Annotated in this window: 28 protein-coding genes; 19 read left to right on the top strand and 9 right to left on the bottom strand. The window is 44.5% G+C overall.

From position 1 onward, the window contains the following. Positions 1–153 precede the first annotated feature (153 nt). The 3 genes from FLAVO9R_RS09845 to FLAVO9R_RS09835 are packed head-to-tail and all read right to left on the bottom strand — an operon-like array spanning position 154 to position 2,323. Positions 154–1,170: a pyridoxamine 5'-phosphate oxidase family protein gene (locus FLAVO9R_RS09845; RefSeq protein WP_159530871.1), complete on the bottom strand. Its 1,017-nt coding sequence runs from the start codon at positions 1,168–1,170 to the stop codon at positions 154–156. Between the two features lie 8 nt (positions 1,171–1,178). Beyond that, positions 1,179–1,850: a glutathione S-transferase gene (locus FLAVO9R_RS09840; protein WP_159530869.1), complete on the bottom strand. Its 672-nt coding sequence runs from the start codon at positions 1,848–1,850 to the stop codon at positions 1,179–1,181. 11 nt (positions 1,851–1,861) lie between these two features. Further along, complete coding sequence (locus tag FLAVO9R_RS09835; RefSeq protein ID WP_159530867.1) at positions 1,862–2,323, bottom strand: nuclear transport factor 2 family protein; 462 nt, start codon at positions 2,321–2,323, stop codon at positions 1,862–1,864. Between the two features lie 153 nt (positions 2,324–2,476). Between FLAVO9R_RS09835 and FLAVO9R_RS09830 the strand changes: the two genes are divergently transcribed. Beyond that, on the top strand, positions 2,477–3,400 hold the full coding sequence (locus FLAVO9R_RS09830) for a LysR family transcriptional regulator (protein WP_159530865.1): 924 nt from the start codon (positions 2,477–2,479) through the stop codon (positions 3,398–3,400). A 101-nt stretch (positions 3,401–3,501) separates the two neighbouring features. Here the strand turns inward: FLAVO9R_RS09830 and FLAVO9R_RS09825 are convergent, their stop codons facing one another. Continuing rightward, a complete protein-coding gene (locus tag FLAVO9R_RS09825) occupies positions 3,502–3,735 on the bottom strand; it encodes a hypothetical protein (protein ID WP_159530863.1) in 234 nt (77 codons plus the stop codon). 165 nt (positions 3,736–3,900) lie between these two features. Here FLAVO9R_RS09825 and FLAVO9R_RS09820 point away from each other — a divergent pair, with 165 nt between their 5' ends. After that, on the top strand, positions 3,901–4,359 hold the full coding sequence (locus FLAVO9R_RS09820; RefSeq protein WP_159530861.1) for a GNAT family N-acetyltransferase: 459 nt from the start codon (positions 3,901–3,903) through the stop codon (positions 4,357–4,359). A 92-nt stretch (positions 4,360–4,451) separates the two neighbouring features. Here the strand turns inward: FLAVO9R_RS09820 and FLAVO9R_RS09815 are convergent, their stop codons facing one another. Continuing rightward, the gene (locus FLAVO9R_RS09815; RefSeq protein ID WP_159530859.1) at positions 4,452–5,225 is read right to left on the bottom strand and encodes a haloacid dehalogenase type II; all 774 of its coding nucleotides are present in this window, start codon (positions 5,223–5,225) and stop codon (positions 4,452–4,454) included. A gap of 192 nt (positions 5,226–5,417) precedes the next feature. Here FLAVO9R_RS09815 and FLAVO9R_RS09810 point away from each other — a divergent pair, with 192 nt between their 5' ends. Continuing rightward, positions 5,418–5,993 (top strand): TetR/AcrR family transcriptional regulator, encoded by a 576-nt coding sequence (locus FLAVO9R_RS09810; RefSeq protein WP_159530857.1) that lies wholly within the window; start codon positions 5,418–5,420, stop codon positions 5,991–5,993. Here FLAVO9R_RS09810 and FLAVO9R_RS09805 read toward each other — a convergent pair. Further along, on the bottom strand, positions 5,990–7,069 hold the full coding sequence (locus tag FLAVO9R_RS09805) for an oxidoreductase family protein (RefSeq protein WP_159530855.1): 1,080 nt from the start codon (positions 7,067–7,069) through the stop codon (positions 5,990–5,992). The genes FLAVO9R_RS09810 and FLAVO9R_RS09805 overlap by 4 nt on opposite strands. Positions 7,070–7,218: 149 nt before the next feature. Further along, complete coding sequence (rne, locus tag FLAVO9R_RS09800; protein WP_159530853.1) at positions 7,219–10,530, bottom strand: ribonuclease E; 3,312 nt, start codon at positions 10,528–10,530, stop codon at positions 7,219–7,221. Between the two features lie 702 nt (positions 10,531–11,232). Between rne and rluC the strand changes: the two genes are divergently transcribed. Both rluC and FLAVO9R_RS09790 read left to right on the top strand, forming a co-directional pair. Next, positions 11,233–12,174 (top strand): 23S rRNA pseudouridine(955/2504/2580) synthase RluC, encoded by a 942-nt coding sequence (gene rluC, locus FLAVO9R_RS09795; protein ID WP_159530851.1) that lies wholly within the window; start codon positions 11,233–11,235, stop codon positions 12,172–12,174. Between the two features lie 132 nt (positions 12,175–12,306). Continuing rightward, the gene (locus FLAVO9R_RS09790; RefSeq protein WP_159530849.1) at positions 12,307–12,954 is read left to right on the top strand and encodes an HAD-IA family hydrolase; all 648 of its coding nucleotides are present in this window, start codon (positions 12,307–12,309) and stop codon (positions 12,952–12,954) included. Between the two features lie 86 nt (positions 12,955–13,040). Here FLAVO9R_RS09790 and FLAVO9R_RS09785 read toward each other — a convergent pair whose 3' ends face one another. Next, the gene (locus FLAVO9R_RS09785) at positions 13,041–13,688 is read right to left on the bottom strand and encodes a Maf family protein (protein ID WP_159530847.1); all 648 of its coding nucleotides are present in this window, start codon (positions 13,686–13,688) and stop codon (positions 13,041–13,043) included. Between the two features lie 411 nt (positions 13,689–14,099). On the opposite strand from FLAVO9R_RS09785, the gene yceD reads away from it, so the two are divergent. The 14 genes from yceD (at position 14,100) to FLAVO9R_RS09715 (ending at position 25,349) form a co-directional block, all read left to right on the top strand. Further along, positions 14,100–14,633, top strand: coding sequence for a 23S rRNA accumulation protein YceD (yceD, locus tag FLAVO9R_RS09780; RefSeq protein WP_159530844.1), 534 nt, complete (start codon positions 14,100–14,102; stop codon positions 14,631–14,633). Positions 14,634–14,636: 3 nt separating this feature from the next. After that, positions 14,637–14,807 carry a 50S ribosomal protein L32 gene (gene rpmF / locus FLAVO9R_RS09775; protein ID WP_013784462.1) on the top strand — a complete coding sequence of 57 codons (171 nt, stop codon included), beginning with the start codon at positions 14,637–14,639 and terminating at the stop codon, positions 14,805–14,807. A gap of 15 nt (positions 14,808–14,822) precedes the next feature. After that, positions 14,823–15,848 carry a phosphate acyltransferase PlsX gene (plsX, locus tag FLAVO9R_RS09770; protein ID WP_159530842.1) on the top strand — a complete coding sequence of 342 codons (1,026 nt, stop codon included), beginning with the start codon at positions 14,823–14,825 and terminating at the stop codon, positions 15,846–15,848. Then, a complete protein-coding gene (locus FLAVO9R_RS09765; RefSeq protein ID WP_013784460.1) occupies positions 15,845–16,810 on the top strand; it encodes a beta-ketoacyl-ACP synthase III in 966 nt (321 codons plus the stop codon). Before plsX ends, FLAVO9R_RS09765 begins: the two co-directional genes overlap by 4 nt. 75 nt (positions 16,811–16,885) lie before the next feature. After that, on the top strand, positions 16,886–17,815 hold the full coding sequence (gene fabD / locus FLAVO9R_RS09760) for an ACP S-malonyltransferase (protein WP_159530840.1): 930 nt from the start codon (positions 16,886–16,888) through the stop codon (positions 17,813–17,815). A gap of 9 nt (positions 17,816–17,824) precedes the next feature. Beyond that, a complete protein-coding gene (gene fabG / locus FLAVO9R_RS09755; RefSeq protein ID WP_057792377.1) occupies positions 17,825–18,565 on the top strand; it encodes a 3-oxoacyl-ACP reductase FabG in 741 nt (246 codons plus the stop codon). Between the two features lie 199 nt (positions 18,566–18,764). Continuing rightward, positions 18,765–19,004: an acyl carrier protein gene (gene acpP / locus FLAVO9R_RS09750; protein ID WP_013784457.1), complete on the top strand. Its 240-nt coding sequence runs from the start codon at positions 18,765–18,767 to the stop codon at positions 19,002–19,004. A gap of 86 nt (positions 19,005–19,090) precedes the next feature. After that, entirely contained in the window at positions 19,091–20,329 is a 1,239-nt protein-coding gene (fabF, locus tag FLAVO9R_RS09745; protein WP_057792376.1) for a beta-ketoacyl-ACP synthase II, read from the top strand. Positions 20,330–20,447: 118 nt separating this feature from the next. Next, positions 20,448–21,389: an aminodeoxychorismate lyase gene (gene pabC / locus FLAVO9R_RS09740; protein WP_159530838.1), complete on the top strand. Its 942-nt coding sequence runs from the start codon at positions 20,448–20,450 to the stop codon at positions 21,387–21,389. Further along, complete coding sequence (mltG, locus tag FLAVO9R_RS09735; RefSeq protein ID WP_159530836.1) at positions 21,373–22,413, top strand: endolytic transglycosylase MltG; 1,041 nt, start codon at positions 21,373–21,375, stop codon at positions 22,411–22,413. Before pabC ends, mltG begins: the two co-directional genes overlap by 17 nt. Positions 22,414–22,434: 21 nt before the next feature. Continuing rightward, positions 22,435–23,052 carry a dTMP kinase gene (gene tmk, locus FLAVO9R_RS09730; protein WP_159530834.1) on the top strand — a complete coding sequence of 206 codons (618 nt, stop codon included), beginning with the start codon at positions 22,435–22,437 and terminating at the stop codon, positions 23,050–23,052. Next, a complete protein-coding gene (gene holB, locus FLAVO9R_RS09725) occupies positions 23,052–23,948 on the top strand; it encodes a DNA polymerase III subunit delta' (protein WP_159530832.1) in 897 nt (298 codons plus the stop codon). The genes tmk and holB overlap by 1 nt, the downstream gene beginning before the upstream one ends. A gap of 43 nt (positions 23,949–23,991) precedes the next feature. Further along, positions 23,992–24,771 (top strand): TatD family hydrolase, encoded by a 780-nt coding sequence (locus FLAVO9R_RS09720; RefSeq protein WP_159530830.1) that lies wholly within the window; start codon positions 23,992–23,994, stop codon positions 24,769–24,771. 20 nt (positions 24,772–24,791) lie between these two features. After that, positions 24,792–25,349 carry a pyridoxamine 5'-phosphate oxidase family protein gene (locus FLAVO9R_RS09715; RefSeq protein ID WP_159530828.1) on the top strand — a complete coding sequence of 186 codons (558 nt, stop codon included), beginning with the start codon at positions 24,792–24,794 and terminating at the stop codon, positions 25,347–25,349. A 100-nt stretch (positions 25,350–25,449) separates the two neighbouring features. Here FLAVO9R_RS09715 and FLAVO9R_RS09710 read toward each other — a convergent pair whose 3' ends face one another. Continuing rightward, on the bottom strand, positions 25,450–26,085 hold the full coding sequence (locus FLAVO9R_RS09710; RefSeq protein ID WP_159530826.1) for an SDR family oxidoreductase: 636 nt from the start codon (positions 26,083–26,085) through the stop codon (positions 25,450–25,452). Positions 26,086–26,198: the final 113 nt, after the last annotated feature.

Below are 26,198 nucleotides of genomic sequence, written 5' to 3'. Positions count from 1 at the left end.
ACTTTGTGTTCATGTACAGGTGTGTAATGGAAAATGATAGATAAATAAGCTGCATGAAGCAGGGGAGGCGTTTTGGCGTTAATGGTGTGACGCGACAATAAGTGGCAGATGCATCGAGTTAGTGCAGTGTTGTGATTAGTAACAATACGTATTTCACCACACGCCGGTATGCTCAGTGTTAATTGACCTTTCAATGATAGGGTGCTCGAAAGGGTAAAGACTAAAAACCCGGGTAACGTCTTGAATGGATACTTGTACAAACCGCTCCGCGCCAGCGAACGCTTCCAGTTTTGGGTGAGACCACAAGATAGATGCTTTGCCATTAACGAACAAGATATCCCCATTGCTATCATCAACAAAGCATAAACCTACCCGCCCATCTGATTCGATGTTGCCTAGAGTATTAAAAAACTTATTCCCACTAAAGTCAGGAAACAACAAGCTACTGTCATCTACGTAAATAAAGCCAGGCTTACCTCCTCGATGTGATACATCCAGTCCGTGGCGAGGGTCGTCGGTAAAGTCATGGTGCCTTGAGGCAATGTAAAATGTATCCGCCCGAGCGATTAGCAAAACATCTTTCTTCCTTAACCCATTAGATTGCACATACTGAGCCTTAACGTTTGAATTCGTGCTTGAGCTGGCAGCCAGTGCAGGCGCAACATCACGGTGCAAGGTATCTCGAGGGTGAATATACTGAGGGCAGTTTCCATAACTTTGCTCTACTTGCACGCGTATAACACCACCCCGGTTGTGCAATATTAGTCCGTTGAGCCTATTACGGCGGCGAGTGCTGAGTTGTAACCCAAGTAGCGCAATTTTACTGCCAGTATTACCATCTAACAGTGCTGCATCATTAATTAACCAAGTTACATTATCGTTTAAGGCAAGTGAAAGCTGAGTGGGTGATGGAGATTCAATGTAGCTATGATCTTTAATATGAGTATTTTCTCCCCAAAGCGGTATAGCCCAAGGATGACCCTGGCTATCTACAAGACCAGCCATCATAAATGGGCTACTGCAAAAGAACGCGCGGTGCTGCGCTGGCATAAAAGGGCGTATGAAGCCTTTCATCTGCTCATCCATACGCTCAGCAACGCCTAAGCGTTGCTGAATGCGATATTCCTCAGTATGAAAGACACTCGCATTACTAGTATTAGCGCTGCTCATAACAAATCCTACAGCCTCCATTCCACTATGGGAGACCTGGCCATAGGAATGAAATTAGCTAGCGATTCAATGCGGTTAACCCAAGCGCGAATAGCGGGGTAGGGTTGCAACGAAACACCCCCTTCAGGTGCATGGGCTATGTAACTGTACATGGCAATATCCCCAAGCGTCAGCGAGTCGGTAGCCAAGTATGATTTGGTGTCGGATAAAGTATCTTCCATCACTTTTAGCAAGGTTTCAGTTATTGCTAATGCGCTGGCTACATCAATATTGGCACCAAATACATACTCAAGACGAAGTGCGGCTGGGCCTTTGGCAAGCTCACCTGAAGCCACTGAAAGCCAGCGTTGTACACGGGCCTTTTCAATAGGTGTCGCCCCCATCCAAGGATAAATACTGCCGTAAGTATCTGCTAAATAGACAATAATAGCGTTGGAGTCTGACACTGTGTGTTCACCATCAACAATCACTGGTACCTGCCCGAAAGAGTTCTTGGTAATAAAGTCGGCCGATTTGTGCGCGCCGTTAACCATATCAAGTTCGTGATTAATGTAGCTAATACCGAGCAGCGACATAAACAATTCCACTTTATGACAATGCCCAGATTTTGGGTTTCGATAGTGAATAATAGGTGCGTCTTTCATTGTGCTATTTGGGGCATTTTTCGGTAATGAAGTCATCAACACTCTCCTTATAAATCAAGTTCTGTAAGGCTTGGAAAGTCATCTGGACGGCTATCGCCTTCCCAAGTCAGTTTACGTTCATTGGCATTGATAGGGTGGTCGTTAATACTGGCTATGCGGCGCTGCATTAAGCCTTCCGGATTAAACTCCCAGTTTTCGTTGCCATAAGCCCTAAACCATTGACCTGTTTCATCTTGAAACTCATAAGCAAAGCGAACAGCAATACGATTTTCAGTATGCGCCCACAGCGCTTTTACCAATTTATAGTTAAGTTCTCTGGCCCATTTTCGTGTTAAAAAAGCCTCGATTTGAGCCGTTCCGGTAATAAACTCAGCACGATTTCGCCACTGACAATCAGCCGTGTACGCTGCAGCTACTCGCACAGGAGAACGACTATTCCAAGCATCTTCAGCCAGGCGAATTTTTTCAATAGCAGTTTCTTTGGTAAAAGGGGGAAGTGGAGGTCTCATAAGCTCATCCTGTTTATTTATATTGCAGTGAGTATGATTGCTTGCTAAAAATAAATAATTACTCAATTTTGAAATTTATAATTTCATTATTTGAAATAATAAAAGTGTAGAATAGTTGGTAAACCCCATTAGGAATGAGTAAAGCGACTCGGTATGGATAGAATACAAGCAATGTCAGTGTTTGCGGAAGCAGCCAAGCTTGGCAGTTTTGTAAGCGCTGCCGAGCAATTGTCGATGTCGGCTCCGGCGGTAACGCGGGCTATCGCTACTTTAGAAGCACAGTTGAACACGCGATTGTTCCATCGTACAACTCGTCGTATTCGATTAACCGAAGCGGGCATACAATACCTTAATGACGTAAAGAGAATATTGGCAGACATAGCACAAAGTGAAGCTGCAATTGCGGGTGTTCAGTTATTGCCAAAGGGTACGCTGAGTGTAACGGCGCCCGTGTTATTTGGTGAGCTTTACATTACACCTATCATTGCTCAGTTTTTACGAGACTTTCCTGAAGTAAATGTGCATGGCTATATGTACGACAACATTGTTGATCTACTCGATACAAAAATTGATGTGGCAATAAGAATTAGTAAGCCGAAAGACTCTGGATTATATGCCACTACTGTGGGGTACGTAAGAAAGGTAACGGTAGCATCGCCAGACTATTTAGCTAATGCACCAAACCTAAAAACACCGGAAGATTTAAAACATCATACTTTGCTGTACCCGAGTGACTTCAAGGAGCCGCCGGTGTGGAATTTCAAACGTAATGGTAAAACGGTAGCCATCCGTTTACAGCCTAGATTTGAATGTAATCAAAATCGTTCGACAATTAGCGCCGCAAAATCTGGGCTAGGCATCACGCGCCTGATGTCTTATCAAGTAGCGGATGCAATAGAAAAGGGCGAATTAGTCAGTGTGTTAGATGAATTTAACGATGAAAAACTACCTATACAAGTAGTCAGTCTTGAAGGGCGTCATAACCTAGAAAAAGTGAAGAAATTCGTGGAATATGTCAAAAATACACTAACAAAAGATGTGTACTTGAATTCGTATTCTCACGCTAATATTAAATAAGCTGTGCAACAATCCGTTCAGCAAGCTGTTAATACGAGCTCCGAATCACGCTTTTTAAAAGCGTTGTACCTAAACGTTGAATAACGATTGATACGTTACTTTTACTTACCCTGGTTAATACCCTCATTAATGACTTCGTTTCTTTCTCGTTCGTAGGTGTCATAACTTTTTTGATACTGAGCTTCGCACTCTTCTCGTTGTGCGCCATAAAGTTTACGGCATTCTTGAAGGCGGTTCTCTTGCGTAGCTTCGTACAAATCTTGCGACGTGCAAGCGAATAAAAACGGCAATACCGTTGCCACTACCGCGAGGGATGCGAGTTTGCGATTAAACATAAATTACCTTTGCGAAGAGAAGTGCCACACTCGTGGCTAACAGGTATTTGTTATGACGGTTCAAATTCCATTTGGTTCATTGATTCAACCGTTCATTTTTTAGTGCTATCTTCATACAGGTTTGATAAAACTAGCCCCATAAATAAAGAGTAAATAACCAGCCTTATGATTTCTTGGAAAGTATTAACATTTAGTCAGCTCAATACCCATCAGTTGTTCGAGCTTATGAAACTGCGAGTTGATGTATTTGTAGTAGAACAAACGTGCCCATACCCTGAGCTTGATGAAAAAGACAGACATAGCGATACGCGGCATTTGTTGGGCTTTACTAACGACAAACTAGTCGCTTATGCCCGTTTGATCCCTGCGGGGGTGAGTTATCCTGGGGTAAGCATTGGCAGAGTGGCTACCCATGCTGACTTCAGAGGCAATGGTGCGGGTATAAGCTTGTTAACTGAGGCGATAAAGCAGTGTGAAAACCTGTGGCCGAAAGAGGATATTGAAATTGGTGCACAAGAATACCTGTTAGCGTTTTATCGAAAGTTTGGTTTTGTGCAAACATCTCAAGTGTATCTAGAAGATGATATCCCCCATGTGGACATGAAGCGTAACGCCGTAGTTTGATTCAAGTATCGCCTGGGTATTTAGGGCGGGTAGTTAATTAGGGCAGGTAGTTAATTAGGGCGGGTAAACACCCGCCCTAAAATAACCGGTAATTATTGTTGCTTAGGTAGCATATCTACCAATTCGTTAAGGTCATTTACGTTGTAATCGGGTGCAATAGCCAGTGGATACAATACCTTTCCAGGGCGGGCAATAAAGGCGGCTTGCCAACCGGCTTGTTTAGCGCCAGCAATATCCCAACCATGTGCAGCAACTAGCATCGCATCTTCGGGTTTAACCCCCATTTTTTCAGCGGCCCATGCGTAAGTGCGAAGATCAGGTTTGTATAGGTTGATATCTTCAACACTTAAGCGGTGTTCAAAAAAATCCAGTAAGTTAGCGTTTTTAAACTGGGTATAAACGCCTTTGTTTGAAGAGTTGGTCAAGCTTACCAGTGTATACCCTTTGTCTTTTAACGCTTGTAAACCACTGCGTACATCTGGGTGTGGTGGCAAACTGCGAAGTGGGGTAACAATGGCCGTTTTCGCTTGTTCTTGAGTAAGCGAGATGCCTTCTATTTCAGCCACCATTAGCAATGACGCCACACCAATTTCACCGAAAGTGTGAAAACGTTGGGTGGTAGAGTCTACCAATGAGTGATGCAACATGGTTGAAAACCACAAAGGGAGTAATTCATTACGCCCGCCTAATGCTTCTCCCACTGAGCTTCGCATTGCAGTCAGGTCTAGCAGGGTTTCATTCACATCGAAGAAAATAACTTTTGGGGCAGAAGGTTGAGCCGTCTTCATAGTGCTGTCTGCCTGCTGTTGGGCATAGGTTGAAAATAACGGCAGTGTGAGTAGTACTGCAGTAATAAATCGTTTCATAAGGTGTCCTCTTCTAATGAGCAAGATAAGTGAGCGAATAATACGAGTGGGTTTAACCGATGGTCTAAAAATAGACTTTCATATTTTGAATGATTGTTCAAAACGATAAAGGAGTTTGCAGTAGGGTTCAATAACTTTTTGAGTGTTTGTTCAAAATTGCTATTATGTAAATAAGTAAAGCATAAGAAAAAAATGGCGACTGTGATGGCTAGAGCGCAATTTGATAAAGACAGTATTCTGGATAAAACGATTATGCTGTTTTGGCAGCAAGGCTACCATGGCACATCGATGCAAGATGTCACTGCTAGCACAGGGTTAAAACCTGGTAGCTTATACAATAGCTTTGGAAATAAAGAACAGCTGTTTATTGCCAGTTTGGAACGTTACGCACAGCGAAGCGCTGACAAAATGAAGCTTGTAATGTCACATGGCACAGGCAAGGGCATTGTTATGCTGCTGACCGACATGGTGGCAGCAAGAGGGAAGAAAGACTACGCAAGCTGCTTTATCATTAAAACCCAATTAGAACTTACCAGTACGGAGCCTAAGCTCGCTAAGCTTGCTGGAGACTACTTAAGCCGTACTAAAGCGCAGTACAAACTGGCGATTGCCAGCGAATACGGTGAAGCGCTGAGTGAGGTGTATGCCACGTCGGTCATGATGGCTATTTTCGGTATTCGGGTTTACGGATATCAGCAGCCAAATGAGGCCGATGTGCTTGAAAGCCTCAGGCTGTCTTTACACTGGTTGCCTTGGGAAAATCATTAAATAAATGTTGCCAAAGCTATTTTGGTTTGCCGAGCTAATTCATCGTTTAATTTCCAGTGGTCAGGACTCCAACCCGCTAAAAAACGATTAAAATCAGCGCAGGCAATAGGATATAGCGCTCGCCATTCCTGTTCTATTTCATGATGTTGAGATTCATACTGTGTGCCTATCAGTTTTGTGCGAAGGCAATCGAAATAATAATCCAAACAGTGAGTAGTGTGGGTTCGTTGGCTGCTTTCACTTAACGCGCTGCCAATGAAGTAAGCAACGTCTTTCATTCCTACTCCTAATCCAGTGTATTGAAAATCTACACCACCGCATTGGTTAAAGTCGGGGGTAAAGCAAAAGTTCGCAACCTTGGCGTCGCCGTGTAATAAGGTTTGAAAGCGTGCCGATGAAAGCTGACTCGACAACCTGCTAGCTTCCCGTTTTAAAGGCCCATCTACCATGGCTTGCCATTCATCTTGTCGTGTACTCAAATGCCAGTAAGTGCCTTCGGGCCAGACATTTGTGTCAACAATACCCATGAAGCGAGCATGAAATGCTGCCAGCCAACGCAATACCGAATGCGCTTGTTTTGCACTCAGCGAGGTTACACGCTTTGTATATCCCGCGTCATCTAGGTCGTTCATCACTAAGATATGCGCATTGCTATTGTTTTCACTCTTAAGCTCTGCATTGTTAGCGGCGCTGACGGTTTCTTTGGCAACTAGATTCGCAGCTGGCTTCTCAAGTACGTTGGTTCCGCTAGCTGATACTAGGCACATAGGGGTTAAGCAGTCTGCGTTAGTGTTAGGTTGCAAATGAGTGTAAAAGTAATGTTCTACCTCAAATGATCGGCATTTTCTAATGTGACTGGTGTTGCTTTGCCATCCCTTAGGGTGGCTGATTTCAACAGAAGGTTGAACGCACTTCGCCACCACAGGCATTGAAGTGTTATCAGCTTTATCAAACAGGGTGGCACGAAAGCATGCGCCATAACCACTCCACAGTGACTGAATAAGCGTTGGGGAGCGCACTTCTTTTTTGGTTGTGCTTGCTAACCAATCAATCAAGCTGGGTTTAACTTTTTCCATCGCTTTACTCCCACAGTTCAACAATACAAATGACCAATAAAAAAGCCGCAATTAAGCGGCTTCTTGTAATGTTTAAACAACCTTAGTCCTTAGTAATAACGATAGTCAACAGTAACTATCGCTATCAGTAACTAGGGGTGTTAATCACGCTAGGCGTTTTCATCAACACTGGCTGGCAATGTTGTTGGGGCTGATGCCGCTGCGCTTGCTTTCGCAATAGCTGCGCTTCTACCCGATACTACCACGGTAGGTCGGCTATCGTCTGACTTAGCGGTAAGCGCTACGTCATTGAAAGCATCATCAACTGATGCAGGTGCTGCCATTGGCGCAGATGCATTAATGCGGCCTCGGCTACTTGCAGGTGCGCCTGTAATAATTGGCTTGGTTATCACAGCTTTCGCTTTCTTAGGCTTAGCTTTTGGCGCAGGCTTTTCAGTTGTTTCCGTTGCTGCTTTATCAGACGCTTCACCTAGGTTAATTTCAACCTGTTTAGGTGCAGCTTCAGTGGTAGGAGCAGGGGCTACTTCAGCTTTAGCTGGCTTAGCCGTGTCCGCTTCACTTTTAGGTGAAGCTAGCTCGAACTGCATTTCGTCTTGAACTACTTCAGGCGCCGGCTTGGCTGTTGCAGTTTCTGTTGTTGCTGGCACTGCATTTTCATCCGACGGGGCCAATACACCAGGCTTGCTGGCTTGGGTGTCTTCTGTTTTAGACGCAGGTGCATTATCACTACCAGAAGGCGCTTCAGCCTTATCGGCACTTGTATCAACAGCAGCAGGCTGTACATTCTCATTTTGAGTATGCGCAGTGTCTGCCTCAAGTTTACCAGGCATAGCTGCTTGCGTATCTTCTGCACGAGGTGCTGGTTCACTAGTGTCGGCGGCAGACGTCGTTGACGCTGGTGCTTCCTGTGATGGTGAAGTTTCAACGTTTGCTGCTGGCTGTTCGCTTACTGATTCGCTGCTGTCATCATTAGACTGCTGCGCTTCTTTCTTGCGGCGCTGACCAGCGGCACGAACATGACGAGGAGAGCGGCGTGAACGACCACGGCTTTCACGTTTTTGACCGTTTTCATCAGTGTCGTTACTCGATTGTTCAGAAGATGTTTGAACATCTTGTTCAGTGGTCGAGTTAACGTCAGCAGGTTGAGAAGCTTCTTTTACTGGCGCTGTTGATTCAGAAACTGCTGTTGTATCAGTTGACTGAACTGGCGTAGCCTTAACTTCTTCTACTTCAGCAGGCGCTGATTTAGCTGGATTAGGCTTATCAACTGCAAGAGATTTTACTGGTTTGCTAGCCGTTGCTTCATTTGACTGTGTATTGTCATCTTTTTTCACACGTACGCTGCGACGAGTGTCTCTTCGTTTGCGGCGCTCGGCCACTTCTTGCTTCTTCTGCGCTTCTTGAGGCTTAGCATCTTGAGACTTGCTTTCTTGTGTCTTAGGCGCTTCGTCTTGCGCGTTATTTCTGCTTTGCTCTTGCTTAGGCTTCTGAGTTTCGTCACGAGGTTTACGAGGCTTACGGCCTTTATTGTTACTTGCGCGTGGCTTGTCGTCTTGCTCAGAACGTGGCGTACGCTGTTCTTGTTCGCCGTCTTTGTTTTGAGGCTGGTTACGACGGGTATTCTTTCGTGGTTTACGACGACGATCATCACCATTGCGGTTGCGAGACTGGTTGCCACCACGATTGTTTCGGCTTTCAGACTGCTTCTGTTTCTCTTTTTCTTTCGCTTCAGCTTCAGCTTTCGCTTTTTCGTCTTCACCGCCAAGTACATCACCTAACCATTTACCAATACGGGCAAATAGTGATGGTGAACTTTCAGCTTTAGCCGCAGGTACTTCTACTTTAGGCGCAACAACTGGCGCAGCTGAAGGAGCAACTAACCCTTTTAATGCTGGCTCTTCACGTTTAACCGGCGCTGACGCTGTAGTTTCAGTTTCTGTTTCAACCGTAGGCATCAACTCTACTTCGTAGCTTGCGTCATCGAGAATATCATCTGGGCGGCGGCGAGTGACTTGATAGTGAGGTGTTTCAAGGTTGGCATTAGGGATAAGCAGTAAGTTAACACCATGACGTTTTTCTAAGCTTTGAATCGCTTTGCGCTTTTCGTTAAGCAAGTAGGTTGCTACCGATACAGGTAGCTGCGCTTCAATTTGGCCTGTGTTTTCTTTAATGCTTTCTTCTTCAAGAATTCGCAAAATAGAAAGTGCTAATGACTCGGTACCACGAATGGTGCCGTGACCTGAACAGCGAGGGCACACATGATGTGCTGAATCACCCAATGATGGGCGTAAACGCTGACGTGACATTTCAAGCAAGCCAAAGCGAGAGATACGGCCTAATTGAACACGAGCACGATCGCTGCGAACCGCGTCTTTCATGCGGTTTTCAACTTCACGTTGGTGGCGCACTGGGGTCATATCGATAAAGTCGATAACGACCAAGCCACCTAAGTCGCGTAAACGTAATTGACGGGCAATTTCGTCCGCTGCTTCTAGGTTAGTATTGAACGCTGTTTCTTCAATATCACCGCCTTTTGTTGCACGGGCAGAGTTGATATCAATAGAGGTAAGGGCTTCAGTAGGATCGATAACAATTGAACCACCAGAAGGCAAGCGAACTTCACGTTGGAAGGCTGACTCAATTTGGCTTTCAATTTGATAATGGCTGAACAACGGCACTTCGCCACGATAAAGCTTAACGCGGTTGGCAAAGTCAGGGCGCACAAGTTGGATGTGCTGCAATGCTTGTTCATAGATGCTGGTTTTATCAATTAATATTTCACCAATATCACGACGTAGATAGTCACGAATTGCACGAACAATAACGTTACTTTCTTGGTGAATTAGGAAGGGGGCTTCACGCTCTTCAGCAACGTTAGAAATAGCTTCCCAATGGGTAAGTAATACTTTTAAATCCCACTCTAACTCTTCGTAAGATTTACCCACACCCGCAGTACGAACTATCAAACCCATGCCATCAGGCAGGTCTAGTTTGTTCAAAGATTCTTTAAGCTCTGTACGTTCATCACCTTCGATACGACGAGAAATACCGCCAGCACGAGGGTTGTTTGGCATTAATACTAAGTAGCTACCCGCTAGTGATAAGAATGTGGTAAGCGCTGCGCCTTTTTGACCACGTTCTTCTTTATCAATCTGAACGATAACTTCTTGGCCTTCCTTAATCACATCTTTAATGTTTGGGCGGCCTTCGAATCGGTAGCCTTTAGGGAAGTAAGTGCGCGCAATTTCTTTGAGGGGTAGGAAACCGTGGCGATCTGCGCCGTAGTCTACGAATGCCGCTTCGAGGCTTGGCTCAACGCGGGTTATTTTACCTTTGTAAATGTTTGCTTTTTTCTGTTCGTGCCCAGGACTTTCGATGTCCAAATCGTATAAACGCTGCCCATCAACAAGGGCAACACGCAACTCTTCTAATTGAGTTGCATTAATTAACATTCTTTTCATTGTATCTAACTCTGTTTTAATACAGCCGTCCAGATACAAAATTAAAGTGACATGTACAAACCCTCACCGCGCAATCTCACGATTGGACGGGGACCTTGTTGTAACGCCGCATTATCCTTGAACTTACGCAGCATGTAACGTTTTTCGTTACTCGTTCCGCGTTTTATATTGTTCTTAAGGATGTCGGGAGCGACATACCCTTATTTCTATCTATCTTTTTAACAAACACCGCTCTTAGGCTGGCGCTTGTTTGTCAATTCAATTCTGTTAGCTAAACGGCGAACTTATTTTATGTTCGCAAACAGCATCTGAATTATCTAACGGCAGTGTAGTCGTTGCCTCTATAATTCTCGTTCCAGATATAAAATTGCGTGTTCATTGAATAATGCAATTGGAACGTGACGCTGTTCTAATGGATAACAATAATGGCGAAATAAGCGAGTAACGAATTAACTAGCTCTAAATGCTCACTATGTTAAATGTAGTGTTTTACCGGCATGGTTTAGCCGCGTAAAATACAGCTTCCATTATGGCATCAAAGGTTCAATTTAAGCAAGGTGCCAAGGGTAAATAAGCCCAGATAATACGGTTTTTCAGTGCTAAATGCCCGTTTAGTATCAAAAGTAGTCAAAGGGTTTTATTTTTACGGCACATCAAAGTTTCTGTATCGGTCTGCTTTTGCATTGCGTTATAATGGAGTCTATGAAAGAACAAACCCAACAATCAGTCCGTTTCGTTACCGTTGAACCCGATTTAGCAGGGCAACGTGTAGACAATTTTTTGCGCACCCAATTAAAAGGCGTGCCCAAAAGTATGATTTATCGCATCTTGCGTAAAGGTGAAGTGCGCGTAAATAAGGGTAGAGTAAAACCCGAATATAAACTCGTTGCTGATGATGTCGTGCGTATCCCACCTGTGCGTGTTTCAGAAGGAACACCAGGGCCATCGCCAAAACTCGATAAAATTGCAGCGCTAGAATCTCAAATATTATTTGAAGACGAGCGCATTATTGTAATTAATAAACCTTCAGGCATTGCTGTTCATGGTGGCAGTGGTTTAAGTTTTGGCTTAATTGAAGGTTTACGCGCACTGCGCCCCGATGCTAATTTTATGGAATTGGTGCACCGTTTAGACAGAGACACCTCTGGCTGTATTTTAATTGCTAAGAAACGTTCGGCGCTTCGTCATATGCATGAGCAGTTGCGTACCGGTAAAATGGATAAGCGCTACCAAGCATTAGTGGCAGGGCAGTGGCCTGAAAATCGCTTTAAAGTGAAGGCGCCACTTCGCAAGAATGTATTGCAGTCAGGTGAACGCATGGTGAATGTGAGTGAAGATGGTAAGCCATCTGAAACCCGCTATCGGATATTGCAAAAATTCGAGGCCGCCACATTGGTAGAAGCATCACCTATTACTGGTCGAACCCACCAAATCCGAGTTCACTGTTTACACGCAGAGCATCCAATTGCGTGTGATCCTAAATACGGTGATACCGAGTTTGACGAAACTATGCGCCAAAAAGGGTTAAACCGCCTATTCTTGCACGCACACAGTATTTCGCTAATTCACCCCGGTACAGAAGAGCGGGTTAAATTTACCGCGCCATTAGATGCCACCTTAACCAATACCCTTAAAGCTTTGTAATTAGGCTTTTAGGGTATTCGGTACAACGTTAAATAAAGCGACTGGATTAGGTAGTACTTGGTTGCAAACCCCTTGAATAAATTTATTCGTTATTTGAATTTGTCTTTTTTATAAATAAGGATCGCAGTAACTATGCGCTATAAGTTGGTTATATTTGATTGGGACGGCACCTTAATGGACTCCGCCGATAAAATTATTAACTGTATGCAAATAGCAGCAAAACACTGTGATGTGCCTGTTCCTAGTGCTGATGCGGTAAGTCACATTATTGGAATTAGCTTAAAACCTGCGATTAAGCAGTTATTTAACATCGATGATGATGCTCTTGCTGAGCGTTTAGTACTGGCTTATAAAGAAGCCTTCGTAAGCCATGACGCTACGCCTTGCCCTTTATTTAATGGTGTAGACGATTTGTTGTCAGCGTTACAGGCTGAAGGGGCTACTCTTGCTGTCGCAACAGGGAAAGCACGTAGAGGTCTTGATAGAGCCTGGTTGCAAACCGGAACTGGCCACTTTTTCAGTGCGTCACGGTGCGCTGATGACGCCCAGTCGAAACCGTCACCTGACATGCTACTGCAAATTTTAGACGAGCTAAATATTAGTGCCCACGATGCCGTTATGATTGGCGATACTACCTACGACATGCAAATGGCAAAATCTATTGGTATGCGCAGAATAGGGGTTTCTTACGGGGTGCACGCACAAGTTCACCTTGAAGCGTTGGCGCCTGAAACCATAGTGCATTCTATAGGCGAGCTTCAACAGTTTTTAATTCGCTAGTTTAGCTTTTAAATTAGCTGTTGAAGGAATACTGCTCTCGCTGTCTATCTTCACTAGCTAATTCTCGTTAAGCACATCTTCAAGCGCTAGGCTTTGGCAGTAGCAAGGTCTAGCAAATCGATATTAAAATGTTTGTCTAGCATATTATGCAGCAGCATCACAGGAAGCCCTATTAAAGTATTAGGGTCACGACTGGTAATGCGTTCAAACAATAAGGCCCCCATGCCTTCACATTTGAAACTTCCTGCGCAATCAAGTGGCATTTCGGCTTCAACATAAGCACGTAATTGTGCTTCCTTATGACTACGAAAATACACACAGGTTTCTTCAGCTCGGGTAATAGTGTCTAAATTGCTGGTAAGGATGTCGGGTAGGTCTTCGTCGTCTTCAGTTTTACACAAACTTATCGCGGTATAGAAGTACACAGATTTTCCTTGGCACATTTTTAATTGCGCTACCGCATTTTCTACCGTGCCGGGCTTTCCTAATATGATTTTGCCATCAGTGCCTTCTACAGAAGCAACTTGGTCGCTACCAATCACAATTCTACCTGGCTGTTGTTGTGCAATCTTTTTTGCTTTTTCGAATGCTAAACGTTTACACAACGCAAGGGGAGTTTCATTAGGTAGGGGAGTCTCATCTATATCTGGTTTGCTTATTTCAGCTTGAATGCCAATATTCGACAACAATTGCTGGCGGTATTTTGATGATGAAGCTAGAACGAGTGTGGTCATACTACAAAACCTCAATCTTACATTAAGTGTTAATTAACCGAATTTTGCTTTGCGTGCGTGCCTTCTTACGAAAGTGTGTGTTTATATGTGCGTTAATAGTTAAACACCAAATTCCTTTTATGTAGTTGTTTATTGCAAATTACCCATTAATAGTAATCACAACTTACCCTAAATATAGCGTGTTTTAGTAAAGGAGCGTAATGTCCTTTGCCCACTTGGGCATTTTCGATAATAGGCTGTTTTGCGAACCGTACCCCATTTTATACACATCATATTCTTTTTACTTGTTATTTTGGGTTATTCCCTTAAAATTCGGATCATGAAAAGAAGTACAAAACCGCTAAATTATTATACAAAAATGCCCATTAAATCTTTGACAGTGGGATGTGGAATCTATAGAATGCGCGCCCTATGCAGAAAGTGAAACTCCCTCATACGGTCGAACCGACCAGCAGCGCTATGAAACGTTCCGATTATCGGGGTGTTCTTGTGTCTGAAGATATGGAACGATTGGGTGGGGCTGTTGTCCGATGTAGTGAATTTGTGAACGTCGATGTGCAGTTCAAAAAAGACGAGCAGGGTCTTACTGTATTTCACGGTCATTTAGACACGCAGGTAACACTTCTCTGTCAGCGGTGTAATGGTGAATTCGATACCACACTTGATGTGGATTTTTGTTTTACTCCAGTGCAGGGAGAAGAGCGAAATGAAGAAGATCCAATACCCGAGGCTTACGAACCGGTAGAGGTCAACGACCACGGAGAAGTTAATCTGCTTCAGATATTTGAAGACGAGTTGCTTTTATCTTTGCCCATCGTACCCCTTCATGCAGAGGAGGAGTGCTCAGTGTCTAAAGATGATATGTCGTTCGGAAAGATTGAACCGGAACAAGAGCGAGAAAACCCTTTCGCGGTTTTGAAAGAACTTAAGCGAGACCAGGAGTAAGTTATGGCTGTACAAAAAAATCGTAAAACACGCTCTAAGCGTGGTATGCGTCGTTCACACGATGCATTGACTGCGTCGACTTTGTCTGTCGACCCAACGTCGGGTGAAACACACCGTCGTCACCACGTGACAGCTGACGGTTACTACAAAGGCAATAAAGTAGTCGGCGCGTAATACGGCGTCTACATTTTGTCTAAGCTAACCATCGCGTTAGATATCATGGGGGGCGATCATGGTCCCCCTGTTATCCTCTCTGCGGCTGTTAAAGCCATTGAACTTCATTCTGACGTTCATTTTCTGCTATGCGGCGACCAAGCCGTTATATCTCCAGCAATTGAAAATCTCACCGCTTCTCAACGAAGTCGGGTAACCGTATCTCATTGCGACCAAGTCGTTGAAATGGGTGAAGCGCCTACCTCTGCGTTACGCAATAAAAAACGCTCGTCAATGCGCCGTGTGATTGAATATGTTCAAAGCAACGAAGCCGATGCATGTGTAAGTGCAGGCAATACTGGTGCGCTGTTAACCTTATCGTTCTATTTATTAAAAACCTTATCGGGTATTGATAGGCCAGCACTTATCAGCATGATGCCCACCGCGAGTCACCATAATGTTTTCTTGCTCGACTTAGGCGCAAATGTTAATTGCACGCCTGAAATTTTATTTCAGTACGGTGTGATGGGTTCGGTGTTAGCGCAAGAAGCAGCGGGTATTCCTTCTCCTCGTGTTGCGTTATTGAACGTGGGCGAAGAAGATATAAAAGGGAATGCGTACGTAAAGTTAGCCGATCAACTATTTAAAGATGCCCCAGGCATTAACTACATTGGCTATGTAGAAGGTAATGATATCTTTACCGATAAAGCCGATGTGGTGGTGACTGACGGTTTTACCGGCAATGTCGCGCTTAAATCTAGCGAAGGGTTGGCCAAATTGGTTATCAACGAAGTGAAACGTCAGTCACAAAAGAACTTTTATACGCGGCTAATGGCCAAAATTGCTTTTCCATTGCTTAAATCTATCTATAACAGCGTGAACCCCGACCAGTATAATGGTGCGAGTCTGATAGGATTGCGCGGCATTGTTATCAAGAGTCATGGAAATGCATCTAAAGACGCCTTTTATTACGCCATTGTGCAAGCAATGAAAGAAGCAAAGATGCGAGTTCCAGACAAGATAAAAACGAAGATAGAAACGGTTTTATTGGAGCAGCTTTGAGCAAATATTCTCGATTTATCGGTACCGGCAGTTATTACCCTAGTGATATACGAACCAATGCCGATTTGGAAGTTATGGTTGATACCAGTGATGAATGGATCACTGATAGAACCGGTATTAAAGAACGCCGAATTATAGGTGCTGAAGAAACCGCTGCGACCATGGGTGCAGAGGCAAGTAAGAAAGCCATAGAGATGGCAGGCATCGACCCTCAATCAATTGATATGATAGTGTGTGCTACTACTAGCGGACGCTATGCACTTCCTAGCACTGCGTGTGAAATCCAGCGCATTTTAGGCATTAACGGTATTCCTGCTTTTGATGTGGCAGCTGCCTGTGCAGGTTATTGCTACGCGTTAAGTGTGGCCGACCAATACATCAAATCTGGCATGGCTAAGCGTATCTTAGTTATCGGTACAGATTGTCTTAGCCGCTTGATAGCACCTGAAGATCGCACTATGGTCATTTTATTTGGCGATGCTGCTGGAGCCACGATTATAGAAGCCAGTGATGAGCCGGGTATATTATCGACTCACATAAACGCCGATGGCTCTTACGGCGATTTACTTTATGTTGGTAACCCAACACGTGGTGATGAAGCATCTGTTCACGAAAATTGGGGTGTTATGCGCGGGAACGAAGTTTTCAAAGTTGCCGTGAATAAATTGTCTGAAGTGGTCGAACAAACCCTTGCGGCCAACAATATGCAAAAATCTGATCTGGATTGGCTAGTGCCTCATCAGGCGAATTTCAGAATTATTAAAGCGACAGCAAAGAAATTAGATATGTCGTTAGACCAAGTGGTGGTTACGTTAGAAAAATACGGTAATACCTCGGCTGCCACAGTACCCACAGCATTAGACACCGCTATTCGCGATGGCCGTATTCAGCGTGGGCAACATTTATTATTAGAAGCATTCGGCGGCGGTTTTGCGTGGGCATCTGCGCTGGTACGATACTAGTTTCTTTTAATAGTCTTCATGAATTCGTAGTATTCAAGAGATTCGTTGTACTCAAAAAAATAACAAGGAACAACAATGACAAAAACAGCCTGCGTCTTTCCTGGGCAGGGTTCACAATCTGTGGGCATGCTTAAAGAGTTGGCAGACAGCCATCCTTCTGTTTTAGATACCTTCAAAGACGCTTCAGACGTATTGGGTTACGATCTTTGGGATCTGGTACAAAACGACACCGAAGGAAAATTGAACGAAACCCATATTACCCAGCCAGCTTTACTTGCCGCCAGTGTTGCTACTTGGCGAATATTAGAAGCACAAGGCATTGAAGTGAGCTATTTAGCGGGTCACAGTTTAGGTGAATATTCAGCCTTAGTGTGTGGCGGTGCCATGTCTTTCGCCGATGCGATAAAGCTAGTTGAAGCGCGTGGGCAATATATGCAAGAGGCGGTGCCAGCAGGGGCAGGTGCTATGTATGCTATCATCGGCTTAGACGACAACACCATTGCCAACGTGTGCCACCAAACGGCGATTGCCACAGGCGATGTAGTGTCTCCGGTTAACTTTAATTCGCCAGGCCAAGTGGTTATTGCCGGTGAAAAGGTGGCCGCTGAGCAAGCTGCTGCTGCATGTAAAGAAGCCGGTGCCAAGCGAGCGCTTCCATTAGCGGTTAGTGTGCCTTCGCATTGCGAACTTATGCGCCCCGCTGCTGACAAGCTAGAAGATGCGCTGGCGACTTTAAATGTTCACACCCCTGCAATTAATATCATTAATAATGTTGATGTCACCATTGAAACCGATGGAGCATCAATAAAAAGTGCGTTGGTACGTCAATTATATTGCCCCGTTCAGTGGACGCGTACCGTTGAGTACTTGGCCGCAGCAGGTGTTGAACGCATTATTGAAGTAGGCCCAGGTAAAGTACTTTCTGGATTAAATAAACGCATTAATAAAAGTTTAGAATCCATTGCTGTAAACACCCCAGAAAGTGTGGAAGCATTAAAACAATAAGGAATCGCTATGAGTCAGTTAGAAGGCAAAGTAGCACTGGTAACCGGCGCAAGCCGAGGCATTGGTAAAGCCATTGCCAGCCAGCTTGCAGCGCAAGGTGCTACGGTTGTGGGCACGGCTACAAGCGACAGTGGTGCAAGTGCAATTACTGAGTATTTATCTGAATTTGGTGGCAAAGGCATTGCACTAAATGTTACCGATAAAGACAGTATAGATGCTATAATCAAGGAAATTAATGACACCTTCGGTGGCATTGATATTTTGGTTAATAATGCAGGTATTACTCGTGATAACTTGTTAATGCGTATGAAAGATGACGAATGGCAAGATATTATTAATACCAACCTTACAGCCATTTTTACGCTGTCAAAAGCAGTACTTCGCGGTATGATGAAGAAACGCTTTGGCCGTATCGTAAATATCGGTTCTGTGGTGGGTAGTTCGGGTAATGCTGGGCAAGCAAACTACGCAGCAGCGAAAGCAGGTGTTATTGGTTTTTCGAAATCTATGGCACGTGAAGTGGCTTCTCGTGGTATAACTATTAACGTTGTTGCGCCTGGTTTTATCGATACCGACATGACAAAATCATTGACGGACGATCAAAAAAGCGCAATTTTTAAAGATATTCCTGCTAACCGTTTAGGTGAACCTGATGAAATAGCAGCCACTGTTGCCTTTTTAGTGAGCAGCGGTGCAGCCTATATTACAGGCGAAACTATCCATGTAAATGGTGGTATGTATATGGGTTAAATTCACGAAAATTGTGAATTTAACTGTGTTTGGGGTGGATTTTCCCCGAACTTGGATGTAAAAATAGAACATTAAGAATTTGGGATGTCGCTGGTTTGACCAGAAAATTTGTTTAAACTGGTGCTTGCAAGCTAGTACCTTGCAAAATAAACTAGCGGCACTTTGACTATCTAGTGACGTTTAAGGGAAACCTAGAATTATGAGTAACATTGAAGAACGCGTTAAGAAAATTATCATTGAACAACTTGGCGTAAAAGAAGAAGAAGTAAAAGCTGAAGCTTCATTCGTTGATGATTTGGGCGCAGACTCACTTGACACTGTTGAGCTAGTAATGGCGTTAGAAGAAGAATTTGATACTGAAATTCCTGACGAAGAAGCAGAAAAAATTACTACTGTTCAGTCAGCTATTGACTATATCAATGCTAACAAAGACGCTTAAGTCTTCGTTATAGTAAATTAAAAAACGGCTCTCTTTAGAGCCGTTTTTGTATTCCCACCTTATTAGTTCCAATGCGAGGGCTTTTTGTGACAAAACGTCGCGTAGTGGTTACTGGTCTTGGCATGCTTTCACCTTTGGGTCTTTCTGTAGATGAGACTTGGCGTCGTCTGTTAGCAGGCGAAAGCGGTATTGGTGAAATCACCCATTTTGATTGCAGTGACTATTCCACCCGTTTCGCAGGTCAAGTTGATAACTTTGACCCGCAGGAATATATAGAAAAGAAAGAAACGAAAAAAATGGACAGGTTTATTCAGCTGGGTATTGCAGCGGGTAAACAGGCCATGGCTGATTCGGGCTTAACGATAACTGAAGAAAATGCACATCGTGTAGGTGTAGCTATTGGTTCAGGCATTGGTGGGCTAGAACAAATCGAACAAAACCACACTAAATTAATGAATAGCGGTCCTAAGCGCGTTTCGCCATTTTTTGTGCCTTCTACTATTACCAACATGATTTCTGGCTTTTTGTCTATCATGGAAGGGCTTAAAGGGCCAAACCTAAACGTAGTGACGGCATGTACCACTGGTGTGCATAACATTGGTATTGCTGCGCGTACTATCGCGTATGACGATGCAGATGCCATGCTAGCAGGCGGTTCAGAAGCGTCTATTACGCCATTAGGTATAGCTGGTTTTGCTGCGGCACGTGCATTGTCTGCACGAAACGACGATCCTCAAGGCGCCAGTCGTCCTTGGGATAAAGATCGTGATGGTTTCGTCATGGGCGAAGGTGCTGGCGTAGTGATGCTAGAAGAATACGAAGCGGCGAAAGCACGTGGTGCAACCATTTATGCTGAACTTGTTGGTTTTGGTATGAGTGGCGATGCCTATCATATGACATCACCACCTGCTGACGGTGAAGGTGCAGCGGCTTCAATGAGTAACGCTATTCGCGATGCAAAAATTGAGAGCAGTGAAATTGGTTACGTTAACGCGCATGGTACATCTACACCAGCGGGTGATATTGCAGAAGTAGCAGCGGTTAAGCGTGTATTCAACGAACATGCGCATAACATGCTGGTAAGCTCTACTAAGTCGATGACAGGTCATTTACTTGGTGCAGCAGGCTCTGTAGAAGCTATTTTCACTATATTAGCACTACGTGACAAAATGGCACCGCCTACCATTAACTTGGATGAGCCAAGCGAAGGATGTGACTTAGACTTCGTGGCTAATAAAGCAAAAATGTTTACTTCAGACTATGCGCTGTGTAATTCATTTGGCTTTGGTGGTACTAACGGTTCGCTTATCTTTAAAAGAATTTAAGCCCGAACATACGTTTGGATACCCTAGTTATTGAATAAAGGCAGCGCAAGCTGCCTTTCTTGTTTGCGCACAACAACTTGGTATACTGCGCCCTAGACGTTACTAATTAGAGCTAGTTGTGAAAATAGTCGCAAACACCGACACCGCATCTTTAACCTCTTCATCCGCCGATGCAATTGCCCTTAACGACAGGGCACTGAACTATGGTGATGGGGTGTTTACTACTATGTGTGTTAGCCAGGGGAAAGTAGAGCTGCTGTCTTTTCATCTCGCTAGGCTGAATCATGATGCCAAAGCGTTAGCCATTCCCCTCAATATGGCTACACTGAGAACTGCTATTGACGAGTATGTCAGTACGCTTAACGCATCGCTTGAACACACGAAGACTCAAAGAGTAATGAAGATTCATGTATCTTCAGGAGAAGGCGGTCGTGGTTACGCGCGAGATAGCCACGCACCTGCGATTGTTCGGTTTTCCACGCATGCTTATCCGGCACATTATTCTGAACTTGCTGCTAGCGGTTTAACCCTTATAAATGCGAAAACACCGCTGGCAATTCAGCCTTTGCTTGGTGGTATTAAACATATGAACCGGTTAGAGCAGGTATTGGTTAAGCGTGAAGTTATCGCGGCCAATGCCGATGATGCCTTGGTGTTCGACACGCAAGGGCACCTTATTGAAGCCAGTGCGGGAAACGTATTTTTTCAAACCGATAGTGGATGGCACACACCAAAGGTAAATAACTGTGGTGTAAATGGTGTTGTGCGCCAGTGCTTATTAAGTATGTTAAAAGCAAGCTCTTCAAAAGACAGGGACATAATTGGCAACCCCTCAAGCGTTCATGAAGGCGAATACACTTTGGCTGATATCGCTAATGCTAAGGCAATGGTGATCACCAATGCCTTAATGGGCGTGATGCCAGTAAATAAAGTCATTTACAATAATAATGACAAAGAGATTAGCAATGAATTGGAATTCAGCGCGTCCCACCAAGGGGCAAAGACCCTCGCTAAATTAGTAATAGATAAAATTCAGGAAGATCATGCGAATAGTTATTAGCATTGGGATAATGCTGGCGCTTGTTTTAGGTGCAGTTACCTTTGGCGTTTTATATGTAGTAGGGCAGGCGTCTTCGCCATTATTAGTGTCAGAACCGCAATTATATACGGTAGAGAAGGGCAGTAACGGATACAAAGTACTAACGGAATTGCGGGCGCGTGAGTTACTTGATAGCCCTGAATTAGCGACAAAACTTTGGCTCAAATTTTTCGCTGCCAATACCCACGTGAAATCGGGTACATACCGTTTAACACCTGGGCTATCACTACGAGAAGTATTCGGTATATTAAGCCGTGGTGAAGAGCACTATTTTGCCGTGAGCTTGGTAGAAGGACTGACACTAAAAGAGTGGTTGGTTACGTTAAAGGCGCAAACTGAACTGATAAACGATGTATCGCTGGATCAGGTTGAAGAGACGATTAATATCTCAAGCTCGGTAAATGAGGAAAAAGCGCCAATGCTATGGCTGAGTGAAGCTAGCAGCGCCGAAGGCTTATTTTTAGCCGATACGTATTTCTTTACCGCTAACACTGCGGCCAGTAGCATTTTAAAACGCGCCCACAAGGCCATGTTAGATTATGTCGAAACCCAGTGGCAGCAACGGCAAGCAGATTTGCCATTGAACTCACCGTACGACGCCCTAATATTGGCAAGTATTATTGAAAAAGAAACCGCAGTGAGTGCAGAACGAACCAAAATAGCGGGGGTATTTGTAAACCGACTGCGGAAAAATATGAGATTACAAACCGATCCCACCGTTATTTACGGCATTGGCGATGCGTATGATGGTAATATTACCCGTAAGCACCTTCGTACGCCCACACCTTACAACACGTATACAATTAAAGGTTTACCGCCCACGCCTATTGCGATGGCCGGTAAGGAAGCCATTTGGGCCGCGTTAAACCCAATGGAAACCGATGCCTTGTATTTTGTTGCCAGAGGTGATGGTAGCCACGAATTTTCGTCTTCGCTCGCTGCCCATAATGCAGCTGTGCGAAAATATCAGTTAAACAAAAAATAAAAAGTCCAACAACGAATAATTATGAACGGAAAGTTTATTGTAGTAGAGGGTCTTGAAGGGGCCGGAAAGAGTTCAGTGATTGGGCTTATAGTAAAGCATTTGCAAGACGCAGGTATTGCGGTTGAGCAAACACGCGAGCCTGGCGGTACGCCTATGGCCGAGGCTATACGCGAGTGTGTTAAACACGACTGGGACGAAACCGTAGCCGAAGAAACAGAATTGCTGTTGATGTACGCCGCACGGGTACAGTTATTAACTAACCGTATACTTCCGGCATTACATGCAGGGCAGTGGGTAGTAGGTGACAGGCATGACTTGTCTTCACAAGCTTATCAAGGCGGTGGTCGCGGCGTAAGCGCTAATACCATGACTGCCATTAGCAAAATTGCGCTTAACGGTTTTAAGCCAAATTTAACCTTGTACTTAGACGTTGAGCCAGCCATAGGGCTAGAACGCGCTAGAGGCAGGGGAGAGCTAGATCGCATTGAACAAGCAGGCTTGGCCTTTTTTGAGCGTACTCGTGAACGGTACTTAAGCTTAGCAGCACAAGACGACAGTATTGTGGTGATTAATGCCATGCAAGCTATGGAAGATGTACATAAAGACGTGATAACCGCTGTGCAGGAGTACCTTTCTTAATGCAATCTGGGCAAATGCTTCCTTGGTTCACTGATACCTATAACGAATTGCTTGTACGCTATTTTAATAACAAGCTGCACCATGCGCTGTTATTCATTGGCGCTAAAGGTATTGGTAAAGCAAAATTGGTTGCAGGGCTGTCGGATACGCTGTTGTGCAAAAAGCCAACCCAGCAAGGGGCCTGTAATGATTGCCAAAGCTGTCATTTACGGCTTGCTGGAAATCACCCCGATTTTTACGTGCTAGAAAGCGAAAAACAATTGGGCGTGGATAAAATTCGTGAAGGTATTGCCAAGTTAAGCGGTACGGCGCAAATGGGGGGCAATAAGGTGCTGGTGATCCCCGTGGCCGATAGCATGACTGAGGCGGCGGCCAATGCACTATTGAAAACGTTAGAAGAGCCCACCAATAATACGTACTTGTTGCTAATCACTGACAGCCTGAACAGAATAATGCCCACTATTTTGAGTCGATGTGAAAAACATTCGCTCGGCTTGCCTGACGTACAAAGTAGTTTGGCCTATTTACAGCAACAGGGCGTACAAGATGCCAGTGAAGCGTTATTAGAAGCCTATGGCTATGCGCCACTTCGTTTAGAAGCAGCACTTAATAGCGAAAGCGACTTTAATTATCGTACTTTTACAGATGGTATGGGCGCATTACTTGCTGGTACTGGAAGTCAGCAGCTTTTAGCGCTTGCGAATAAATGGCAGAGCGATGCTGTTCAGGTAGCAACGTGGTGTCAACACATGGCACATAAATCGTATGTAGAACGCCAGCAAGCGCAAGATTACGCGCGTTATCGTGCCTGTGTAGAGGCAGTAAAAACCTTACAGCACCCTGGGGTGAATAAATCCATGGTGTTGGTAAGTATTTTGAAAAAATTTCAGCGCTAGGCCGCGGTTATAGTGGGTTAGCCTTAAAAAAGATAGGTATATTTTGTTTGTAGATTCACATTGTCATTTAGACAGATTAAAGCAATCGCCAGAAGAATTGGCAGAAACCCTTAACTTTGCCCGCACCCGCGGTGTAGAGCACTTTTTATGTGTGTGCGTATCGGTGAGCGATTACGACAGTATGTTAGAAACGGTAAAAGGCTTTAATGATGTTTCTGTTTCTTGCGGCGTACACCCGCTTCACCAAGAAGATGCATGTACTTACGATGAGTTACTTGAAAAAGCGCAAGACGATGCGGTAGTGGCCATTGGTGAAACAGGCTTAGACTACTTTTATAGCCCTGAAAGTAAAGAAGTTCAGCTAACGTCGTTTGTTGACCATATTAACGTGGCTAACGAAACGAAAAAGCCGCTTATTATTCATACCCGCGATGCCCGTGACGATACCATTAATTTATTGCGCGAGCATAAAGCCAGCCACACAAAGGGCGTGCTACATTGTTTTACCGAATCGCTAGAAATGGCGCAGGCTGCCATTGAAATGGATTTTTATATTTCAATTTCTGGCATAGTGACATTTAATTCCGCCAGTGAATTACGAGACGTTGTAAAAGCAATTCCACTTGAGCGCTTATTAATTGAAACCGACTCCCCTTGGCTGGCACCGGTGCCTCACAGAGGTAAACAAAATCAGCCTGGCTATGTGGTAGAAGTCGCAGAATTCATTGCCGAATTGAAAGGTATTTCGGTAAAAGAGTTAGCACGTATTACGACTGAAAACTTCTACACTTTGTTTTCACTTGCCCAACGCAAAGCCGCTTAAGCGACCGGAGAGTTTTAACGATGCCGCAGTGGCGCACAGGGTTGACAAAAAGCTTACACGCTAGCAGAAGTATGCCTGAGAGCCGTTATTTTCAGTTGGCAACTGCTGACAAAGACGGCGTGCCGTACTGCAGAACCGTGGTGTACCGAGGCTTAAGTGATGACAACAAGCTGATTGTTATTTCAGACACCCGTACCGAAAAATACACCCAATTGTCACAGCAAGCGAAAGCGCAAGGCTGTTGGTATTTTTCGAAAACTCGTGAGCAGTATCGATTTAGCGTAATTGCGACTATCATGACTGAAAACGAAGATAGGTCACTCATAGAGTCTCATTGGGCTAAATTGTCTGATGCAGGTAAAAAGCAGTTTCTATGGGGCGACCCAGGTACGCCAAGAAACAACGGGTTACCGCTTCAGATTGCGGGCGACTACTCTGTCGCTCCCGAACATTTTTGCGTAATTTTGCTAGATATTGTGAACGTGGATTATTTGAATTTGCGCGGTAATCCGCAGTATCGAGAGTTACATCGTCGTGACGATAAGGGGAACTGGATAAGCCAGTCTATTATCCCCTGATGCGCTAAAGTTGAATTCTAACAATCAAGCCTATACGCATACGAAAAAACGCCAGCACAATGTCCGGCGTTTTTAATTTTATCCTTTTGCTTACATTATTTTACTCGAAAATTTTCGAAATTGGCGTATCACCTTTAAACAAGTAAGTAGTGACATTACTTGTGTCGCTGCGATTAACTGCTTCCACAATAGCTGTAGCCACGTCCTCTCTAGGAATCACTGCATCGTCTTGGTTGTCAGGCATGTCGGTAGATACCAAATGTGTACCTGGCTCGTTTAAGAGAGTACCGGGGCGTAGAATGATATAAGGCACGCCGCTGTTCATCAGGTGCTCATCAGCCATGTGTTTAGCGACTAAATAAGGCTTAATGCTAGAGCTAACTGCGTCTGGCTCGCCGGCCCCTATTGAACTTACCATCACAAATTTAGGCGTACTCGCTACCTTGGCATAATTCGCTGCGTTTCGCGCTGCCCATAGATCTATAAGGAGTGTTTTATCATCGCCTGAATTGCCGCCGCTGCCGGCAACGAATACAACGCAATCGACACCTTCGAAATGTTCAGAAAAGTCTTTTTCAAGATCTTGTTCTTTAATGACGAGGTTGTCGTTTTCAAAGTCGTTTAGCTTTTCGGGGCTTCGTACAGGCGCTACCACGTGGTGACCTGCTTCAAGTAATTTTCCAGTAGCCTGCTTACCAATTTGGCCTGATGCGCCAATGACAAGAACCTTAGCCATAAATGTTACCTCCATGATTGAATATGGTTATTCATAAGCGTGGGAGGGGATTTCGATCACACAGTACGATGAGTTTCATCATACTGCGCTGGTCGGCGTTAAGGCATAAATTA

The sequence above is a fragment of the Alteromonas sp. 38 genome (genome assembly GCF_902506055.1).
Taxonomy (GTDB): Bacteria; Pseudomonadota; Gammaproteobacteria; order Enterobacterales; family Alteromonadaceae; genus Alteromonas; species Alteromonas lipotrueae.
The sequence above is the reverse complement of the archived record's forward strand: the minus strand, read 5'-3'. Positions and strand labels throughout refer to the sequence as shown.

Coding starts and splice junctions, on each gene's coding strand:
- rluC (WP_159530851.1), top strand. CDS start 11,233: ATGAAAGAACAAACCCAACAATCAGTCCGTTTCGTTACCGTTGAACCC.
- yceD (WP_159530844.1), top strand. CDS start 14,100: ATGCAGAAAGTGAAACTCCCTCATACGGTCGAACCGACCAGCAGCGCT.
- FLAVO9R_RS09785 (WP_159530847.1), bottom strand. CDS start 13,688: ATGACCACACTCGTTCTAGCTTCATCATCAAAATACCGCCAGCAATTG.
- rne (WP_159530853.1), bottom strand. CDS start 10,530: ATGAAAAGAATGTTAATTAATGCAACTCAATTAGAAGAGTTGCGTGTT.
- FLAVO9R_RS09835 (WP_159530867.1), bottom strand. CDS start 2,323: ATGAGACCTCCACTTCCCCCTTTTACCAAAGAAACTGCTATTGAAAAA.
- FLAVO9R_RS09715 (WP_159530828.1), top strand. CDS start 24,792: ATGCCGCAGTGGCGCACAGGGTTGACAAAAAGCTTACACGCTAGCAGA.
- fabD (WP_159530840.1), top strand. CDS start 16,886: ATGACAAAAACAGCCTGCGTCTTTCCTGGGCAGGGTTCACAATCTGTG.
- FLAVO9R_RS09825 (WP_159530863.1), bottom strand. CDS start 3,735: ATGTTTAATCGCAAACTCGCATCCCTCGCGGTAGTGGCAACGGTATTG.
- mltG (WP_159530836.1), top strand. CDS start 21,373: ATGCGAATAGTTATTAGCATTGGGATAATGCTGGCGCTTGTTTTAGGT.
- FLAVO9R_RS09810 (WP_159530857.1), top strand. CDS start 5,418: ATGGCGACTGTGATGGCTAGAGCGCAATTTGATAAAGACAGTATTCTG.
- fabG (WP_057792377.1), top strand. CDS start 17,825: ATGAGTCAGTTAGAAGGCAAAGTAGCACTGGTAACCGGCGCAAGCCGA.
- FLAVO9R_RS09710 (WP_159530826.1), bottom strand. CDS start 26,085: ATGGCTAAGGTTCTTGTCATTGGCGCATCAGGCCAAATTGGTAAGCAG.
- tmk (WP_159530834.1), top strand. CDS start 22,435: ATGAACGGAAAGTTTATTGTAGTAGAGGGTCTTGAAGGGGCCGGAAAG.
- FLAVO9R_RS09790 (WP_159530849.1), top strand. CDS start 12,307: ATGCGCTATAAGTTGGTTATATTTGATTGGGACGGCACCTTAATGGAC.
- FLAVO9R_RS09845 (WP_159530871.1), bottom strand. CDS start 1,170: ATGAGCAGCGCTAATACTAGTAATGCGAGTGTCTTTCATACTGAGGAA.
- holB (WP_159530832.1), top strand. CDS start 23,052: ATGCAATCTGGGCAAATGCTTCCTTGGTTCACTGATACCTATAACGAA.
- rpmF (WP_013784462.1), top strand. CDS start 14,637: ATGGCTGTACAAAAAAATCGTAAAACACGCTCTAAGCGTGGTATGCGT.
- FLAVO9R_RS09840 (WP_159530869.1), bottom strand. CDS start 1,850: ATGACTTCATTACCGAAAAATGCCCCAAATAGCACAATGAAAGACGCA.
- FLAVO9R_RS09830 (WP_159530865.1), top strand. CDS start 2,477: ATGGATAGAATACAAGCAATGTCAGTGTTTGCGGAAGCAGCCAAGCTT.
- acpP (WP_013784457.1), top strand. CDS start 18,765: ATGAGTAACATTGAAGAACGCGTTAAGAAAATTATCATTGAACAACTT.
- FLAVO9R_RS09815 (WP_159530859.1), bottom strand. CDS start 5,225: ATGAAACGATTTATTACTGCAGTACTACTCACACTGCCGTTATTTTCA.
- FLAVO9R_RS09820 (WP_159530861.1), top strand. CDS start 3,901: ATGATTTCTTGGAAAGTATTAACATTTAGTCAGCTCAATACCCATCAG.
- FLAVO9R_RS09805 (WP_159530855.1), bottom strand. CDS start 7,069: ATGGAAAAAGTTAAACCCAGCTTGATTGATTGGTTAGCAAGCACAACC.